This is a genomic window from Achromobacter spanius, assembly GCF_039673305.1.
GTDB lineage: Bacteria > Pseudomonadota > Gammaproteobacteria > Burkholderiales > Burkholderiaceae_B > Achromobacter > Achromobacter spanius_F.
Map to the genome: position 1 here is coordinate 1 of NZ_JBDJLJ010000039.1, position 16,275 is coordinate 16,275.

The 16,275-nt window shown below is 66.6% G+C and carries 10 protein-coding genes and 1 tRNA gene; 8 read left to right on the top strand and 3 right to left on the bottom strand.

What is annotated here, in order from left to right:
- The 6 genes from ABE485_RS22775 to ABE485_RS22800 all read left to right on the top strand — a co-directional run.
- Positions 1 to 1,176: FAD-dependent oxidoreductase (locus tag ABE485_RS22775; RefSeq protein WP_430795459.1), on the top strand; the 1,176-nt coding region annotated here is incomplete at its 5' end.
- A gap of 269 nt (positions 1,177 to 1,445) precedes the next feature.
- Entirely contained in the window at positions 1,446 to 3,671 is a 2,226-nt protein-coding gene (locus ABE485_RS22780; RefSeq protein WP_346517524.1) for a glycoside hydrolase family 31 protein, read from the top strand.
- A 224-nt stretch (positions 3,672 to 3,895) separates the two neighbouring features.
- The gene (locus tag ABE485_RS22785; RefSeq protein WP_346517525.1) at positions 3,896 to 4,984 is read left to right on the top strand and encodes a methionine ABC transporter ATP-binding protein; all 1,089 of its coding nucleotides are present in this window, start codon (positions 3,896 to 3,898) and stop codon (positions 4,982 to 4,984) included.
- On the top strand, positions 4,941 to 5,594 hold the full coding sequence (locus ABE485_RS22790) for a methionine ABC transporter permease (protein ID WP_346517526.1): 654 nt from the start codon (positions 4,941 to 4,943) through the stop codon (positions 5,592 to 5,594). The genes ABE485_RS22785 and ABE485_RS22790 overlap by 44 nt, the downstream gene beginning before the upstream one ends.
- Before the next feature lie 55 nt (positions 5,595 to 5,649).
- Positions 5,650 to 6,447: a MetQ/NlpA family ABC transporter substrate-binding protein gene (locus ABE485_RS22795; RefSeq protein ID WP_346517527.1), complete on the top strand. Its 798-nt coding sequence runs from the start codon at positions 5,650 to 5,652 to the stop codon at positions 6,445 to 6,447.
- 133 nt (positions 6,448 to 6,580) lie between these two features.
- Positions 6,581 to 6,656 (top strand) — tRNA-Lys (locus tag ABE485_RS22800).
- Between the two features lie 264 nt (positions 6,657 to 6,920).
- On the opposite strand, the gene ABE485_RS22805 is transcribed toward ABE485_RS22800, so the two are convergent.
- The 3 genes from ABE485_RS22805 to ABE485_RS22815 all read right to left on the bottom strand — a co-directional run bounded on the left by ABE485_RS22805 (position 6,921) and on the right by ABE485_RS22815 (position 13,455).
- Complete coding sequence (locus ABE485_RS22805) at positions 6,921 to 9,815, bottom strand: autotransporter domain-containing protein (RefSeq protein WP_346517528.1); 2,895 nt, start codon at positions 9,813 to 9,815, stop codon at positions 6,921 to 6,923.
- A gap of 539 nt (positions 9,816 to 10,354) precedes the next feature.
- On the bottom strand, positions 10,355 to 11,725 hold the full coding sequence (locus tag ABE485_RS22810; RefSeq protein ID WP_346517529.1) for a TonB family protein: 1,371 nt from the start codon (positions 11,723 to 11,725) through the stop codon (positions 10,355 to 10,357).
- Positions 11,726 to 11,733: 8 nt separating this feature from the next.
- Positions 11,734 to 13,455, bottom strand: coding sequence for an Hsp70 family protein (locus tag ABE485_RS22815; RefSeq protein ID WP_346517530.1), 1,722 nt, complete (start codon positions 13,453 to 13,455; stop codon positions 11,734 to 11,736).
- Between the two features lie 289 nt (positions 13,456 to 13,744).
- Here ABE485_RS22815 and ABE485_RS22820 point away from each other — a divergent pair, with 289 nt between their 5' ends.
- Positions 13,745 to 14,791, top strand: a complete 1,047-nt coding sequence (locus tag ABE485_RS22820; protein ID WP_346517531.1) for a patatin-like phospholipase family protein — start codon at positions 13,745 to 13,747, stop codon at positions 14,789 to 14,791.
- A 4-nt stretch (positions 14,792 to 14,795) separates the two neighbouring features.
- Positions 14,796 to 16,247, top strand: coding sequence for a GntP family permease (locus ABE485_RS22825; RefSeq protein ID WP_346517532.1), 1,452 nt, complete (start codon positions 14,796 to 14,798; stop codon positions 16,245 to 16,247).
- Positions 16,248 to 16,275: the final 28 nt, after the last annotated feature.

Genomic DNA, 16,275 nt, shown 5'->3' on the forward strand with positions numbered 1-16,275 from the left:
CGGGGGGGGTGGCCGGGAAGGGGGGGCAATTGGTGGGCTCCCGCGCCGTGTAGGGGGGGGCGGATGGTGTGTTTGGGGGGGGGGGGGTTGGGGGGCTCGGGCATCGCGCAGTCGCTGGCCGGCCGAGGCTGGCGGGTCACCGTGCTGGGCGCCGGGCGGATGCACGGCGCGCCGGCGCATGCGGGCCACCTGGCCGCGGCGCTGACGCCGGTGGTGGCGCGCGACGACAACGCGCGCGCGCGCCTGTCGCGGGCGGGCAGCGGGCGGGCCCTGGCCCGCTGGCGCGGCCTGCCGGGGGGCGCGGCGCCCCGGGTGTGCGGCACTGTCCAGCTGGAGCGCGATGCGGGCAGGTCGGCGGCCCTGGCCGGCACGCTGGAGGCGCTGGCGTTTCCGGCCGACTGGGTGCGCCAGGTAACCCAGGACGAGGCGAGCGCGCTGGCGGGCCTGCCGGTGGCGCGCGGCGGGGTGTTTTTCTCGCAGGGCATGCTGGTGCAGCCCGGACTGCTGATCGAAGCGCTGCTGGCCACGCCCGGAGTGACGATCCTGCCGGGCAAGGCGGCGCGGGTGGCGCCGGCGGGGCAGGGATGGCAAGTGCTGGACGAATCGGGCGCCGAACTGGCGCAGGCCGATACCGTGATTCTTGCCAATGCCGCCGGCGCGCGCGAAGTGCTGTCCTTCAGCGGGCTGCTGGCCCCCTTGCCGCGCATGGCGCAGATGCATGCGCTGGCCGGCGAGGTCACGCTGGTGCCGGCGAGGGCGCTGGCGGGCGGTCCGCGGTGCATCGTGGGGGGCGAAGGCTATCTGCTGCCCGACGTCGGGGCCGGTTGCGTCGTCGGCAGCACCTATGTGCACGATGCCGCCGAGGCGCGGATCGGGGCGGAAGGCCAGCGCGTCACGCTGGGCAAGGCGGCCGGGCTGCTGGGTGGGGGCTTTCCCGAGTTCGACTCCCTGGTGCCGGGCAGCCTGCCGGGCTGGGCGGGATGGCGCGCGGTCCTGCCGGGGCGGCTGCCGGCCGTCGGCGAGCTGCCGCACGCGCCGGGACTGTGGCTTGCTGCGGGCTATGCGTCGCGGGGGCTGTCGTGGTCGGCGCTGATGGGCGACCTGATCGCGGCGCGTCTCATGGGCGAACCGTCGCCGCTCGAGACCGATCTGGCCCGAATGATTTCACCGCGATGAAAAAAAATTATGCGCGCGCCGGGAGCCAAGCCCGGCTGGCGTAGAATTGTAAAAAATGCCGGAATTTGGCGCGAATAGGCCGCATTTGACCTCCGAGTCGGCGTTTTCGCGTCTCGGCGGCGTCTGCGTTCCCGGCCGCTGGCCAAGGGCTTTATGCCCCTTTTTTGGATGAGATTACCGTCCAAAAGAGGGACCGAGTTTATTTCAAAGCTCAAATCCGTCAAAATAGCGTCTTTTGATGGTTTTTGGCTTAAGCCGGGGGATGCTCTGTGCCGCCCAAGTTCGACTTTGCCCATACTACCCAGCTCGACAACATCGAGCTGCTGACGTCCCGCCCCAGTCGCATCGATTTCGACGCGGGCGATGGGTTGCACCTGGTAGTCGAGGCGCATGCGCCGGGTGTTTTTCGCCTGCGCTGCGGCGAGGCGAACCACTTCAATGACGATAAGCCCGGTGCGCGTGCGCGCGCCGTGGCGGAAATGCTGCTTGCGCGCCAGGAGGCCGTGAGCGAAGCGGCCATCGCGCCCCGCGAGGGTGGCGATGGCTGGCGGATCACCCAGGGCGACGTGTCCCTGGAGATCCAGACCAATCCTGTCCGCGTGGCGCTGTACCGCAACGAAGAGCGGGTCTTCGAATCCGAGGTCTCCGCGCATGCGCCCGCTTTCGGGCACAACGCGCTGGACCAGGCCGACGACGCCGTATGGACCGCCGGCTTTGCGCTGGCGGCCGGCGAGCGCGTGTTTGGCCTGGGCGAAACCCCGGGCGACCTGAACCGCCGCGAGGAATCGGTCGTCTCCGACGACCCCGAGCACCGCGCCCTTCCGCTAGCGTGGAGTCCGCGCGGCTGGGGCGTCTACGTCAATACGATGCGCCGGGTCGAGCATTCGGTGGGCGTGGCCCCCGCGGATTCGGCCTATGTGCTGACCGTGGACGACGCGGTCCTGGACCTCTTCCTGTTCGCCGGCGAGCCGGCCGAAATCCTGAATCAGTACACCGCGCTGACCGGCCGCGCCGGCCAGCCCGTGCTGTGGGCGATGGGCGCGTGGCTGCAGCAGGCCGCGGGCGAAATGCCGACGCAGACGGTGGCCCTGGTGGCGCGCATGCGCGAAAACCAGATTCCCGTCGACGCGGTCACCCTGGCGCAACCGGCGGCGTGGGGATTCCAGGCCGACAAGACCGTTTTTGAATGGGATTCCCAGCGATTCCCCGACGCCAAGCAGATGCTGGCGCTGTTCCACAAGCACAACGTGCACGTGGCGGCCTCCGGTTTCCCGGGCGTCCTCAAGACCAGCCCGCTGTTCGAGGAACTCGAAGACCGCGGCTGGCTGCTGGCCAAGGACGACGGATCCGCCCAGGTGTTCGACGGCAATGCCGCCACCTCCGGGCAGCCGTATGGCCTGCTGGACCTGACCTATCGCGACATCTACAACCTGTGGGTGGAACGCCACCGCCAGCTGGTGGAAGACGGCCTGGATGCGCCGGCCTGCGACGCCCAGATCGCCATCCCGGACGGCGTGACCGCCCGCAACGGCGAAACCGGCCCGGCCCTGCGCAGCATGTATCCGCTGCTCGTGCGTCGCGCGCTGTTCGACGCGGTTGCCGGACTGAAGGTGCCGCCCGAAGGCGTGGTGCCCAGCGCCGACCTGTTCCCGGCCGCCCAACGGCTGCCGTGGCAAGTCGGGCCCCAGGTTGAAAATACCTGGGAAGGCCTGCGCCACACCCTGCGCACCTCGCTGTCGATCGGCGCCAGCGGCGTGCCCGTGCAGGTGCATGGCATCGGGTCGGCCTCGCGCGACCGTTCCGGCATGACCCCCGAGCTGTATCTGCGCTGGCTGACCGCCGGCGTGTTTTCGGCCAACTTCTCCTTCCAGGGCGTGGAAGGCCTGATGCCCTGGGATTTCGGCGACGAAACCCTGGCTCACGCCAAGACCTGGCTGCAATGGCGCTACCGCCTGGTGCCCTACGTGCTGGGCGCCATCGAGGACTCGGCCCGCACCGGCCTGCCGGTGCAGCGTTCGATGGCCCTGTCGTTCCCGAACGATCCGCATGCCCATGAATGGGACCTGCAATACCTGCTGGGCCCGGCCCTGCTGGTTGCGCCGGTAACCGAACCGGGCAACCAGGTGCGCGTGTATCTGCCCAAGGGCGAGGCCTGGTGGGACCTGAACACCGGCCATCGCTACGAAGGCGGCACCACCTGGACGATCGACTGCGAACCGGGCCAGTTCCCCGTTTTCGGCCGCGAAGGGCACATGCTCTGTCTCGGGCCGGCCGCGCAGCATACGGGCGAGTTCAACTCGGCCCGCATCCTGGACGAGGTCTGGATGTTCGGCATGCCGGTGCATAACCCGGTCGTCATGCGCAACAAGATCCGCGTGATGCAGATGCAGGGTTCCAGCTATATCAAGGGCCTGGAAGGGTTGCGCATTTCGCCGTCCGAGGGTCTGGAGGTCAAGCGCCGCGGGGCGGAAGTCCGCATTTCGCGCGCGCGCTGAACCCGGCGGGGCCGCAAGCCGGCCGCCGTCAAAAAAGGGCAGTCAGGAAGGCTTTCCTTCCCGGCTGCCCTTTGTGTCTTTGGCTTGCGCGCCGGATAGGGGCGCGGAGCGGTTCCGTGGCGGTACTCCCAGGGCGGTTGCTGCGGTTTATATTACTTGTAGTTATTAAAAATGGAAAAAACGGTCGTTCTCTTTAGAAGAGAAAAGATACAAAATCGCTTGCCATGATTCACATCGAGAACCTATCCAAGACCTATGCCACGCCGCACGGAGAATTCCAGGCGCTGCGAGGCATCAACCTGCATATCGAGCAGGGCGAGGTCTTTGGCATCATCGGCCCCAGCGGGGCCGGAAAAAGCACGCTGGTCCAGTGCATCAACCTGCTGGAACGCCCGAACGAAGGCTCCATCGCCATCGGCGGCCAGGCCCTGACCGGCCTGAATGAAGCGCAGCTGCGCGGACAGCGCCGCCGTATCGGCATGGTGTTCCAGGGATTCAACCTGCTGTCGCGCCGCACGGTGTACGGCAACGTCGCCCTGCCGCTGGAAATCGCGGGCGTGTCCAAGGCCGAGATTCCGGCGCGCGTGGAGCGCCTGCTCGCGCTGGTCGGCCTGGAGCACCTGCGCGACCGTTATCCCAGCCAGATCAGCGGTGGCCAGAAGCAGCGCGTCGGCATTGCCCGCGCCCTGGCCAACGATCCGGACGTCCTGCTGAGCGACGAAGCCACGTCCGCGCTGGATCCCGAAACCACGCACAACATCCTGGCCCTGCTGCGCGACATCAACCGCAAGACCGGCGTGACCGTGGTCATGATCACCCACCAGATGGAAGTCGTGCGCGAAGTCTGCGACCGCGTGGCCGTGCTGTCGCAGGGCGAAGTGGTTGAAGTCGGCAGCACGCGCGAAGTCTTCGCGCAGCCGCGCCACGAAGTGACCCGCAACATGGTGTCGGCGGCAACCGCCTCCGATCTCACCGACGCCACGCTGGCCGCCGTGAAGGAACGCATCCAGGCGCTCGCCGCGGCCAAGCCGGGCCAGGCCGTGCGCCTCCTGCGCCTGTCGCTGACCGGCACCGACGCGTCGGGCGCATTCCTGTCCGACCTGTCCAGGCAGTTTTCCCTGGACGTGGGCCTGGTGCAGGCGCGCGTCGAAGACATCCAGGGCGTGGCCGTGGGCACGATGTTCGTGCTGGCCCAGGGCGCGCCCGCCGCGCTCAAGGACGCCATCGCCGCCCTGAACGCCCGTGACATCACCGTTGAAGAAATAGCTCATGAGTCCGCAACTGATCGACCTGCTTATTACGTCGCTGCTTGACACCCTGCTGATGGTCGGGGTGGCCAGCGCCATCGCGGTGATCATCGGCATCCCGCTGGGTGTGACGCTCACCGTGACCGCGCGCGGCAACATGCTCGAAAACCAGCCCGTCAACCACGTGCTGGGCGCGGTGATCAACGCCACGCGTTCGGTCCCTTTCGTGATCCTGATGGTCGCCATCATTCCGTTCACGCGCCTGGTCGCGCAGACCTCCATCGGCACCACCGCGGCCATCGTGCCGTTGTCGGTCGCGGCGATTCCGTTCATGGCCCGCATCGCGGAGAACGCCATGCGCGAAGTGGATCCCGGGCTGATCACCGCGGCGCGCGCGATGGGCGCATCGCCCATGCAGATCATCATGAAGGTGCTGCTGCCCGAGGCCTTGCCCGGCCTCATCGCCGCCACCATCGTCACCGTCGTCAGCCTGATCGGCTACTCGGCCATGGCCGGCGCCATTGGGGGCGGTGGCCTGGGCGACCTTGCCATCCGCTACGGCTACCAGCGTTTCCAGTCAGACGTCATGGCCGCGGTCGTGATCGTGCTGATCGTATTGGTCCAGGCGATCCAGAGCCTTGGCGACCGCTTCGTGCGCCGCATGTCGCATCGCTGATTTTTCTGGCGCAGGTTCATTCTCTTTCTACTTCCGTAATTCGGGATATCGCAACATGAGCATCAAGGTTTTGAAGTCGCTGGCCGCGTTCGCCCTGGGCGCCGCCGTTTTCGCCCAGCCCGCGCTGGCTCAGGACAAGCCGCTGAAGATCGGCGTCACCGCCGGCCCGCACGCCCAGATCTTTGATGTGGTCAAGGCCGAAGCCGCCAAGCAGGGCCTGAACATCCAGGTCATCGAATTTTCCGACTACGTGCAGCCGAACGTGGCGCTGGCGTCGGGCGACCTGGACGTGAACAGCTACCAGCACCAGCCCTACCTGGACAACGCCAATGCCGACCGCGGCTACAAGCTGGTCAGCATCGCCAAGACCGTGATCTTCCCGATCGGCATCTACAGCAAGAAGATCAAGTCCCTGTCCGAGCTGAAGGAAGGCGCCCGCATCGCGCTGCCGAACGATCCCACCAACGGCGGCCGCGCATTGCTGCTGCTGCAGGCCAACGGCCTGATCAAGCTGCGTCCGGAAGCCGGCCTGAAGGCCACGCCGATCGACGTGATCGAGAACCCGAAGAAGCTGCGTTTCATCGAACTGGACGCCGCCCAGCTGCCGCGTTCGCTGGACGACACCGACGCGTCGGCCGTGAACACCAACTTTGCGCTGGAAGCCGGCCTGAATCCCGCCAAGGACGCCATTGCGCAGGAATCGCCGGATTCGCCTTACGCCAACGTGCTGGTCGTGCGCGAAAAGGACAAGGACCGTCCCGAGTTCGCCAAGCTGGTCGCCGTGTATCACAGCCCGGCCGTCAAGCAGTTCATCGAGACCAAGTACAAGGGCGCCGTGGTGGCTGCCTGGTAAGCAGGCATTCCCGCATCCCGGAAACGGCCGCCGCGAGCGGCCGTTTTTCTTGGGACGAACGGCGTCAAGGTTGTGACCGGCCGTCATTTTTTGACAAGCCCCACGAAATCCGCCATAATTTCGGGCTTCGGTCGGGTTGTTAGCTCAGTCGGTAGAGCAGCGGACTTTTAATCCGTTGGTCGCGAGTTCGAGTCTCGCACAACCCACCACCCCAATACATGCAGCATCAGGTGCCGACGTATCTGGTCTGTGCAAGAAAAAACGCCGCTGTCGATATTCGACAGCGGCGTTTTTCTTTGGGTTCGCGATGTGGCGAGACTGGCGGAGGATCTGATGGCCGGTCTGTGAAGTCGGTCTGTGAAGCCGGTCTGTGAAGCCGATCTGGCGTTCACAGTGAGCTGTAGCCGGCGCGGTGCGCAGGCGCCGCGATTGCGACACCCGCGCACCTTTTGGAAGCCTCGGAACCAGAAACCTCAGAACCGCGTGGACAGCCTCAACAGGCCTGACTGCTGCCGGTTGCCGCCGCCGAACTGCGCGTCGTAGGCCACGCCGGCCGTGGTGTTGCGCGTAATGGCCACCTCGGCGCCAAGCCCGATCACTGCGGCATCGCGCGCGATCGGAACGCCCGTTACCGAGAACGTGCTGCCGCCCTCGAAGGCCAGTTGCTGCTTGGGCTTCACGTCGCCCATCGCGTGGCGCCAGCCCAGTGTCGCGGTCAGGCGGCCGGGCGCCTGGTCGGAGCCGAACTGCCACGCGCTGCGCAGGCCCAGCGTGGTGCTGGTGACGTCGTCGGAATTGCTTTCGCCGTGCAGCGCGGCGGTGCCGCCCGATTCCGAGAAGCCGCGGGTGCGCAGCTGGTTCCACGCCAGGCCGGCGTAGGGCTCGATGCTGTAGGCATCGCCCAGCGGCAGGTTGTAGCCGAGTTCGGTGAATACCTGCGTCGACGAAGCGTGATAGGACGACTCGAGTCGCTGGTTCAGGCTGCCGGCCGCCACATTGCGCTTCGTGTCGATGTCATGCCAGGTGTAGGCCGTGCCGGCCATGAAGCGGATCTGGCCGGGACCGGCCTGGAAGTTCTTTCCGCCGAACACGGTTGCGGTGTAGCTGTCGACGCTGGTGCGCGACGAGACGTCGGCGATCGAGTTGTGGCTGCCCGTGTAGCCGAGCGCGCCGCCGAGACGCCAGCCGTCACCGACCGTGCCGTCGCCGCCCACGAAGAGTCCGCCGGCGGATTGATTGACGCTGGACGCGTTGCCGTCGCTGCCGAACTTGCTCCAGTTGCCGAAGACCTGCGCCCAGACCGGCGATGCGCCGCTTTGCGGCAGGGCGTCGGAGGACGGCGAGCCCAACTGGGCCGTGGGCTTTCCGGGGCGCGTGGGCGCGTCGAGGTTGCCGCGCAGATGAGCCAGCGGCAGGGTGCGCGCCGCATCTCCCTGGCTGAGCAGCACGCTCGAGGTGCTTGCGTGCGCTTCGCCCGACAGCATCTTCAAGGCCGAGCGGGCCTGCTCCGGCGTCATGGAGAGGACCGCCGTCGTCACCTGGCGAGCGCCGGTGTCCTGGCCGGATGCAATGCCGCTGCCGATCACCGGCGAGTCGGTGCCCGTCGACGGCGATACGCTGGAGGCCGACGAGGATCCGTTGCCGGTCGTGGTCGTACCGCTGCCGGTCGAGGTCGATCCGTTGCCGGCCGACGCGGACCCACTCCCGGTCGAGGTCGATCCGTTGCCCGCCGACGAGGAACCATTTCCGCTCGCGGGCGGATCTTCCTGGTCCAGCGCGTTGCCCACGTTGCCTGCGTTGTCCGTGTCGCCGACGCTGCCGATCGGCACGTCGTTGCGCGTAAGGGTCATGAACGCGTTCTTCGCGTCGTAGCTGAGCGTGGGCGTCAGGAACGCATACGCGCTGGAGGCGCCGGTGAACGTGCCCTGGATGCCGCCGTCCGCCGTCAGGATGTTGTAGGTCGTGCGCGGCGCATAGTTGCCGTTGGGCCCCACGTGCGCCACGGTGCCGTCCAGGGTGGCGACGCCGGTGACGTGGATGCGGTCGCTGGCGCTGCTGGCCGGATCGGCGTGCACGCGATAGATGGTGTTCTGGCCGAAGGCGAGGTTGCCGTTGACGGTGAGCGTGCCGATGGGCGAACCATCATTGCCGGGAGAGATGACGGCCGTGGGGTAGAGGGTGGTGGTGCCCACTTGGCCGACGCCCGCCAGCACGACTTCGCGGCCGATATCCATGGGGCCGTTCAACTTGCCGTTGATCTCCAGTGCGCCGTCGGCGATGAAGATGGGGCCGGTCAGGCCGCTGCTGTCGGCGTTCAGGATCACCGATCCCACGCCGGTCTTGACGAAGCCCTCGGTGCCTTGCAGCGGGTTGTCGATGATCTCGACGAATCGGCCGGCCGCATAGGTGCCGTCGCCGACGACGATGACGGGCGGATTGCCGCCGCTGCCGACCAGCGTGATGGGAGCGCCTTGCAGGCGATACCGGTCGGTGGCGAACTGCAGGCCCGACACGCGCACGGGGCCCGCGCCGCCGTCGACGGTCACGGTGCCCGCCGCGCCGGTGAAGATGGCGTACCCGCCATCGGGCAGCGCGCCGGTGGCATTGGTGGGGCTGTTCCAGTTGGCGCTCGCGGCGCTCCATGTGCCATCGCCGCCGCCGGCGCGCGTGGCGGACGCGACGCCATTGCCGTTCCACAGGTTGGTCGTGCTGGGACCCAGGATCAGGTTGATGTGCTTGTCGTCCGTCAGCGTCTGGATCGTCGCCGCCGGCGTGGAGTCGCCGGTGACCGTGCCCAGCGTCAGGCCGTTGCCGCTCAGCGTGCCGCCGTACGACATGATGCGGTAGAAGCCGGCGTTCGTGCCCAGCGTATTCACCGACACGTTCAGGGTCGCGTTATTCAGCGCGACGTTGCCGCCCACGGTGATGTTGTCGCCGGTGCCAGGCTGCGTGATGGGCAGTCCGGCATAGCCCGTCTCAAAATCGAACACGGCATTGTTCATCGACAGGTTGCCGTTGACCACGAGGTTGCCGTTGGAAACGCCGGTGGGCGTGTCGACCCAGTAGCCGGGCGCAACGCGCGCGTTGCCGCTCACATTCAGATCACCATTGATGGAGCCGAAGCCCGCTACCGTGCCATTCGAGGTGGCGTTGACATTCCCCCCAAGCGCGACGCCCGCTCCGCCGCCGTTGCCGCCGATCACCAGCGTGCCGCCGTTGACGTCAACCCCGCCGGGGAAACTTGCCGAGCCGTCGAACACTTGCGTGGCGCCCGAGGCAACGGTCAGGTCCGCGGCCATGACGCCGCCGCAGTAGGTGGTGCTAAGGGCGACCGTCGCTGTCAGCCACTTCTTGGTGCCATATATCAAAACGTGGGTCCTTTTTCTCTTGATTATTAATTTGATGTCCAGGCATTACTGAATTGCAGTAAAGGTGTTGCGACGTAACAAAACAATATGCGTGGACTTAATGTGCTTTTGAAAAAAAGGACGCACTGTATACCGATTTTTTTGTAATACCAAGAATTAATATATGGATACCATCCTGTATGTATAAGTGGTTGGAATCTAAGGTGTATTTATTATCTAAATGGTTGATGTGGATACCATCCTTATTATAAAAATGGCACGCATTGATACAAACGATATTATTAAAGCGGCGCGGATGAGTGCTAAGGGTTCTTCCGGGTTTTTCGCGCGGCTAATCGCTTTGGTGAAATAAATGGGCGGCAGTGCGCGCAGTATGCGAGACGCGGGCTGCACTGATTCTGGCGGCTTGGGAAATCAGGCCGGATGGCGGCGCCGGGCGTGGAGACGAATCGAAGTGCGCCGGCGGGCTTTCAACGCCTATCGGCCCAGGTGGAGGAAACGCGAAAGAAAGCCTGGCGGCCGGGATGGCCGTCTGGCTGCTATTTCTTGTCCGAGAGCTTGAAGGTGATGGGAAACTCCACCACGATGCCCGAGGCGGGAAACTCGCCTTCGGCGTAGGCGCGCTGGAGGGTGGCCATGGCGGCGCCGTCCAGGTCGGGGCTGCCCGATGACCGGGCGACCCAGGCGTTGATGGCGCCGCCTATCGATACGTTCACGGCGATCACGACCGTGCCCTCATGGCGCTTCAGATTGGCCGCGGCCGGATACCTTGCGGGTGGCACGATCAGACGCCGTGGAAAATTCAGGCCGGATGGCGCCAGCGCGTCTTCGATGAGATAAACGCGCGAGCCGTTGGGCTGCGAGGTCTGGAGGCGCAGCCTGTACCGATCATCCACATTCTTGTTCAGCGGATTCGCCAGCGCTTGCGCTGGCGTACCCGCAGGCGCCTGCTGCTTGCGCTGCGCCTTGTTGTGTTCTTCCAGCAATCCCGCCGCGGCGACGGCGGCGACCAGCCCGAACCACCACCAGCGCCGAACGAAGGCCATTACCGAGTCCAGCATTACCGCCCATCGCGGTACGCGCATCGCCGCGTCGTAGAAGGCTTCCTGGCGGCCGGGCGGCACTTGCAGCGCGAACCACAGCGGCACTTGGCTGCGCAACCGGTGGATATGCGGGATTGTCCGCCGCGCCACCCGCCAGGACGGGTTCGCCTTGCGCCTGAGCAGCTTGATCGCGCGTTCATGGGTGTTGCGATAGGCGCGCTGGTGGCACTTCCAGAGCGCACGCTCCCGATCCAGCTGTTCGACCAGGTGGGGCGTGGCGCGGCGCCCCTGCAACTGAAGGACGGCCCGGTCCCAGCCAAAGCGCGCGGTGGCGTCCTTCAGCAGTTGCATGCGGCCGTCGGGGTGCTGCGAAAGCGCGTGCAGCAGGGCGGCGGACACTTCATCGGCGGCGTCCAGGTGCGAGAGCGCCGGGTCTGCCTGCATCCGGCGCCAGAGGTCGGGCAACTGGTCATCCTGCGCCCGCATTAGCGCCTGCACCCAATTGTCGATGGCGCGGGCGCGCTGGCGGGCCATGCGTCGCGAGTTCTCGGATCCGTCCGTTTGCGTACGGAGCTTGACCTGCGGTTGCTGCAGGCGGAAGTCGACGGCGGGAGGCTCGGGCGGGGCGGAGGGCGGCTGCGGATGAGGATACGGACTGACGGGCGCGCCGGTGTGCGCCTGCGCGCTGGCAGGGGGCGTGTCGTCAGCCTGGCGGCCGGCCCATTCCTGCGCACGTTCGTAGGCGGCGCGCAGGCGTTCGAACGCCTCGGCCTCCGTTTGCTGGTCTATCAGCTTGAGCGCGGCCGCGTAAGCGCGCCGGATCGCCTTCGAGTCGCGGGTGGGCGCAATGCCAAGCACGTCGAACATGGATAGCCTCAGCCGGGATCCGTTTCAGGGAAGAACACCTTGGCGCGTTCGAAATAGGTGATCGCTTCCCGCAGGCGCGCGCGGGCCTGGGCGGTGACGCGATTGTCCTGGCGCGAAAGCGCGGCTTCGAATTCGCGGATCTCGTGGGCCATCTGTTCGCGCTCGTGGTCGCGCAGAAAGGTGTACACGCGCTCGGCTTCCGCCTGCAGCGTCCGGTTCTCGAGCAAATCGCGCGGATGGATTTTCAATTCGGCCAGCGCCGCGAAGCGCGCGGCGATCTGTTCGTCGCTGAGCGAGTCCTCGTTGCCGCGGATGATGAGCCGGTAGGTCTGCTGGGTGTGCAGGCGCGTCGCCTCGACCTCCAGAATGCCGTTGACGTCGTAGGTGAAGCGCACGTCGACCAGGCCCTCTTCGCGCGGGCCGCGGTCCAGCGGGATGTGGAGTTCACCCAGTTTGATGTTGTCGCGCACCAGGCGCGATTCGCCCTGGTAGATCTTTAGCACCAGTTCCGCCTGACGGTCCTGCGTGGGGGCGTAGTTGGAGACCCGGCTGGCCGGAATGACGGTGTTGCGTTCGATGATGGGCGAGAAATGCCCCTCGGCCATGCCGCCGTTCGACAGCGGCTGCACGACTTCGACGCCCAGCGAGTAAGGGCAGACGTCGGTCATGACCACTTCGCGCAGCGCTTCGTCGCGCGCCTTCAGCCCCGCCATGACCGCAGCGCCCAGGGCCACGACCTCGTCGGGGTTGAACGCCACCGAGGGAAAGCGCCCGAACATGCGCGTGACCAGGTTGCGTATCATCGGCGAGCGCGTCGCGCCACCGGCCAGCACCACTTCGTCGATATCGGCGGCGCGCACGCCGGCGTCGCGCAAGGTGCGCTCCAGCGGCGCTCGCAGTCGGGCGACCAGGGGTTCGACCAGTTCCTGGTAGCGGCTGTCGGAGAGCGTCAGCGAGTACGGCTTGCCGCGCCATTCCACGGCCAGCTCGGCGGACGCCTCTTCGCCCAGGCGGCGCTTGGCGGCTTCGGCGTGCGCCGTCAGGTGCTCCATGAACTGCGCGTCGTCGCGCGCCTTGGCCGGGATGCCGGAAGCGTCGAAGAACCAGCGCGTGACGGCCAGGGTAAAGTCTTCGCCGCCGAGGAAGTTGTCGCCCGCCGTGGAGCGCACTTCCATGACCCCCTCGAACATGTCCAGCAGGGAGACGTCAAAGGTGCCTCCCCCCAGGTCGAACACCAGGAACTGCGATTCGCCGTCGCGCTGGTGCAGGCCGTAGGCGAGGGCCGCCGCGGTGGGTTCGTTGATCAGGCGTTCCACGTGCAATCCGGCCAGTTGGGCCGCGGCCCGCGTGGCCTTGCGCTGGCCATCGGAAAAATACGCGGGAACCGAAATGACCGCCTCGGTGACCGGTACGCCAAGATGCGCCTCCGCGTCTTCCTTGAGCGCGCGCAGGACCAGCGATGACAGCTCTTCGGCCCGGAAGCGCTGCTTGCCCAGGCGAAATTCCTTGTCGCTGCCCATGTGGCGCTTGAAAAGGGAAGAGGATTGCCCCGGATGGCTTTGCAGCCGTTGGCGCGCCGCCCGCCCGACCAGGACGGTGCCGTCTTCATCCAGGCTGACGCAGGAAGGCGTCAGTGTGTCGCCCAGCGAATTGGGGACCAGATGGGCGGCGCCATCCTTCCAGTACGCGATGAGGCTGTTGGTCGTGCCCAAATCTATGCCGACGATCATTTTGTGCGGTATTAACAGAAATGGAAATGTTTTGTCATGCGGGAATATACCCGCGTCGTGGCCGAACGTCATGGCGGCTTGTTCGAAATGAGGGATGGCGTTCGGGCCGCGGCGGGGGATGGCTTGTCGCCCAGGACCATCGGACTTTGGGGGAAGGCCGCGCGCAGTGTTGCCCGGGCATCGGGCATCGCGTATAACGTCCTAGCGATATGTGCGCTGCAGCATCGTTCATGTCGGCTGTCTTTTTTCGATCGCAAGCACGACCCCTGCCTTCCCCGCAAGGAGTTCCATGGTGGCCCGATCCAAAGCTTCAGCGACTGCGCGCGATCCCCTGTTGATCGATCTTGCCCTGCAAGGAGGCGGCGCGCATGGCGCGTTCACCTGGGGCGTGCTGGACCGTTTGCTGGAAGAGTCCTGGCTGGGCATCGACGGCATCTCGGGCACGTCCGCCGGCGCGATGAACGCCGCCGTGCTGGTGCTGGGCCATGCGCGCGGCGGCGCCGACGGTGCTCGCGCCGCCCTCGAGGATTTCTGGCGCCGGGTGTCGCGCGCGGCAACATTCAGTCCGTTTCGTCGCAGTCCGTTCGACGTGCTGACGGGCACCTGGTCGCTCGACCGGTCGCCCTTGTTCGTCGCCTACGAGCTGGCTTCGCGCGTGTTCTCCCCCTATGACCTGCACGCGTCGGGATTCAATCCGCTTTCGGACATCCTCAAGGAAGCGATCGACTTCGACGAGCTTGCCAAGGCTCCCATCCATCTGTTCATCACGGCCACCAACGCGCGCACGGGCCGAGGCCGGGTGTTCAAGAATGCCGAGGTGACCGCGGACGTGCTGCTGGCCTCGGCCTGCCTGCCCACCATGTTCCGCGCCGTGATGATCGACGGGGATCCCTACTGGGACGGCGGCTACAGCGGCAATCCGACCATCACGCCGCTCGTGCGCGAATGCAAATCGCGCGACACCATCCTGGTGCAGATCAATCCGGTCGAGCGCCCTGGCGTGCCCAGCAGCGCCCGAGAAATCCTGAACCGCCTGAACGAAGTGACGTTCAATGCGCCGCTGCTCAAGGAACTGCGCATGATCGCGCTGCTGCGCCAGGTGGCCGATCCGGGCAACGGGGAGGGCGCCATGTGGGCGAACATGCGCATCCACCGGGTCTCGTCCGACAAAATGGTGGAGCTGGGCTACTCGTCCAAGCTCAATGCCGAGTGGGAATTCCTGCGCATGCTGCGCGACGAGGGCAGAAAGGCGGCCGATGAATTCCTGACGACGCATGGCCATGACCTGGGCAAGCGGTCGACCCTGGACATCGACGAAATGCTGGGCGAGGTCTGACATCATGGGCCTCTTCGGAATCCTGCTTGCCCTGGTTCTGCTGATCTGGCTGGCGTATCGCGGCTGGAGCATCCTGCTGCTGGCGCCGGCGGCGGCGATCGTGACCGCCGCCGCGTCGGGCGAGCCTTTGCTGGCTCACTGGACCCAGACCTTCATGGGCGGCGCGGCGGGCTTTGTCGCGCAGTTCTTCCCGTTGTTCCTGCTGGGCGCGCTGTTCGGCAAGCTCATGGACGACAGCGGTTCCGTCACGGCCATCGCCAACTTCATGACGCGCAAGCTGGGCGCCAAACGGGCCATCCTGGCGGTGGTGCTGGCGGGCGCCATCGTGACCTACGGCGGCGTCAGCCTGTTCGTGGCTTTCTTCGTGCTGGCGCCCATGGCGCACGCGCTGTTCAAGGCGGCGGCCATCCCGGTTCGGCTGATGCCCGCGGCCATCCTGCTTGGCACGTCCACGTTCACGATGTCGGCCCTGCCGGGCACGCCGGCTGTGCAGAACGCCATCCCCATGCCGTTTTTCGCAACCACGCCCTTTGCCGCGCCTGGCCTGGGAATCATCGCCAGCGCGATCATGCTGGGGTTCGGCCTGTGGTGGCTGTCGCGCGCCGAAGCGTCGGCGAGGCGCGCGGGCGAGGGCTACGTGGCGCCGCCGGGCATGGCCGGGGATGTCTCCGAAGACGTGGTGGTGCGCGAGCGCGCCACGGTGGCCCGCGAGTTCGATCCCGCCGAAATCCATCACGGCCAGCGCAGCGCCGATGCGCCGTCGGCGCTGGTGGCGGCCATTCCCCTGGTGGTCGTGATCCTCGTGAACCTGCTCATGACGCTGGTCGTGCTGCCGCGCATGGACACGGCGTGGCTGGCCGAGCCGCGCTGGGGCGGGACGAGCCTGGCGGCGGTCGGCGGCGTCTGGTCGGTGATCACCGCGCTGCTGGCGGCGATCGCGGTGCTGGTGGTGTTGAATTACCGGCGCCTGCCGTCGCTGCGCGACACCATGGACGCCGGCGTGAACGCGTCGGCGCTGCCGCTGCTGAGCGTCGCCAGCCTGGTGGGCTTTGGCGCGGTGGTGGCGTCGCTGCCGTCGTTTGCGGCGGTGCGCGACTGGGTGCTGTCCATCGAGGGCGGACCGCTGGTGTCGCTGGCCGTGGCCACCAATGTGCTCGCGGCGCTGACCGGTTCGGCCTCGGGCGGGCTGACCATCGCCCTGCAGTCGCTGGCCGCCACGTACATGGAGCTGGCCCACACCCTGGGAATCGACCCGGCGCTGATGCACCGCGTGTCGGTGATCGGGGCGGGCACGCTGGACAGCCTGCCCCACAACGGCGCGGTCGTGACGCTTCTGGCCGTCTGCGGTTCGACGCACCGGGAGGGCTACATGAACATCGTCGTGGTGGGGATCGTCGGGCCCATCATCGGGCTGGCCGCCGTCATCGCGCTGGGAGGCGCGTTAGGTTCGTTCTGACGGAGCGCCGGAGGGACGCGGTCCGCGG

What these genes read in the sequence shown, in the direction of transcription:
- ABE485_RS22785 (WP_346517525.1), top strand. Translation starts at nt 3,896, where the DNA reads ATGATTCACATCGAGAACCTATCCAAGACCTATGCCACGCCGCACGGA.
- ABE485_RS22790 (WP_346517526.1), top strand. Translation starts at nt 4,941, where the DNA reads ATGAGTCCGCAACTGATCGACCTGCTTATTACGTCGCTGCTTGACACC.
- ABE485_RS22795 (WP_346517527.1), top strand. Translation starts at nt 5,650, where the DNA reads ATGAGCATCAAGGTTTTGAAGTCGCTGGCCGCGTTCGCCCTGGGCGCC.
- ABE485_RS22810 (WP_346517529.1), bottom strand. Translation starts at nt 11,725, where the DNA reads ATGTTCGACGTGCTTGGCATTGCGCCCACCCGCGACTCGAAGGCGATC.
- ABE485_RS22815 (WP_346517530.1), bottom strand. Translation starts at nt 13,455, where the DNA reads ATGATCGTCGGCATAGATTTGGGCACGACCAACAGCCTCATCGCGTAC.
- ABE485_RS22820 (WP_346517531.1), top strand. Translation starts at nt 13,745, where the DNA reads ATGGTGGCCCGATCCAAAGCTTCAGCGACTGCGCGCGATCCCCTGTTG.
- ABE485_RS22825 (WP_346517532.1), top strand. Translation starts at nt 14,796, where the DNA reads ATGGGCCTCTTCGGAATCCTGCTTGCCCTGGTTCTGCTGATCTGGCTG.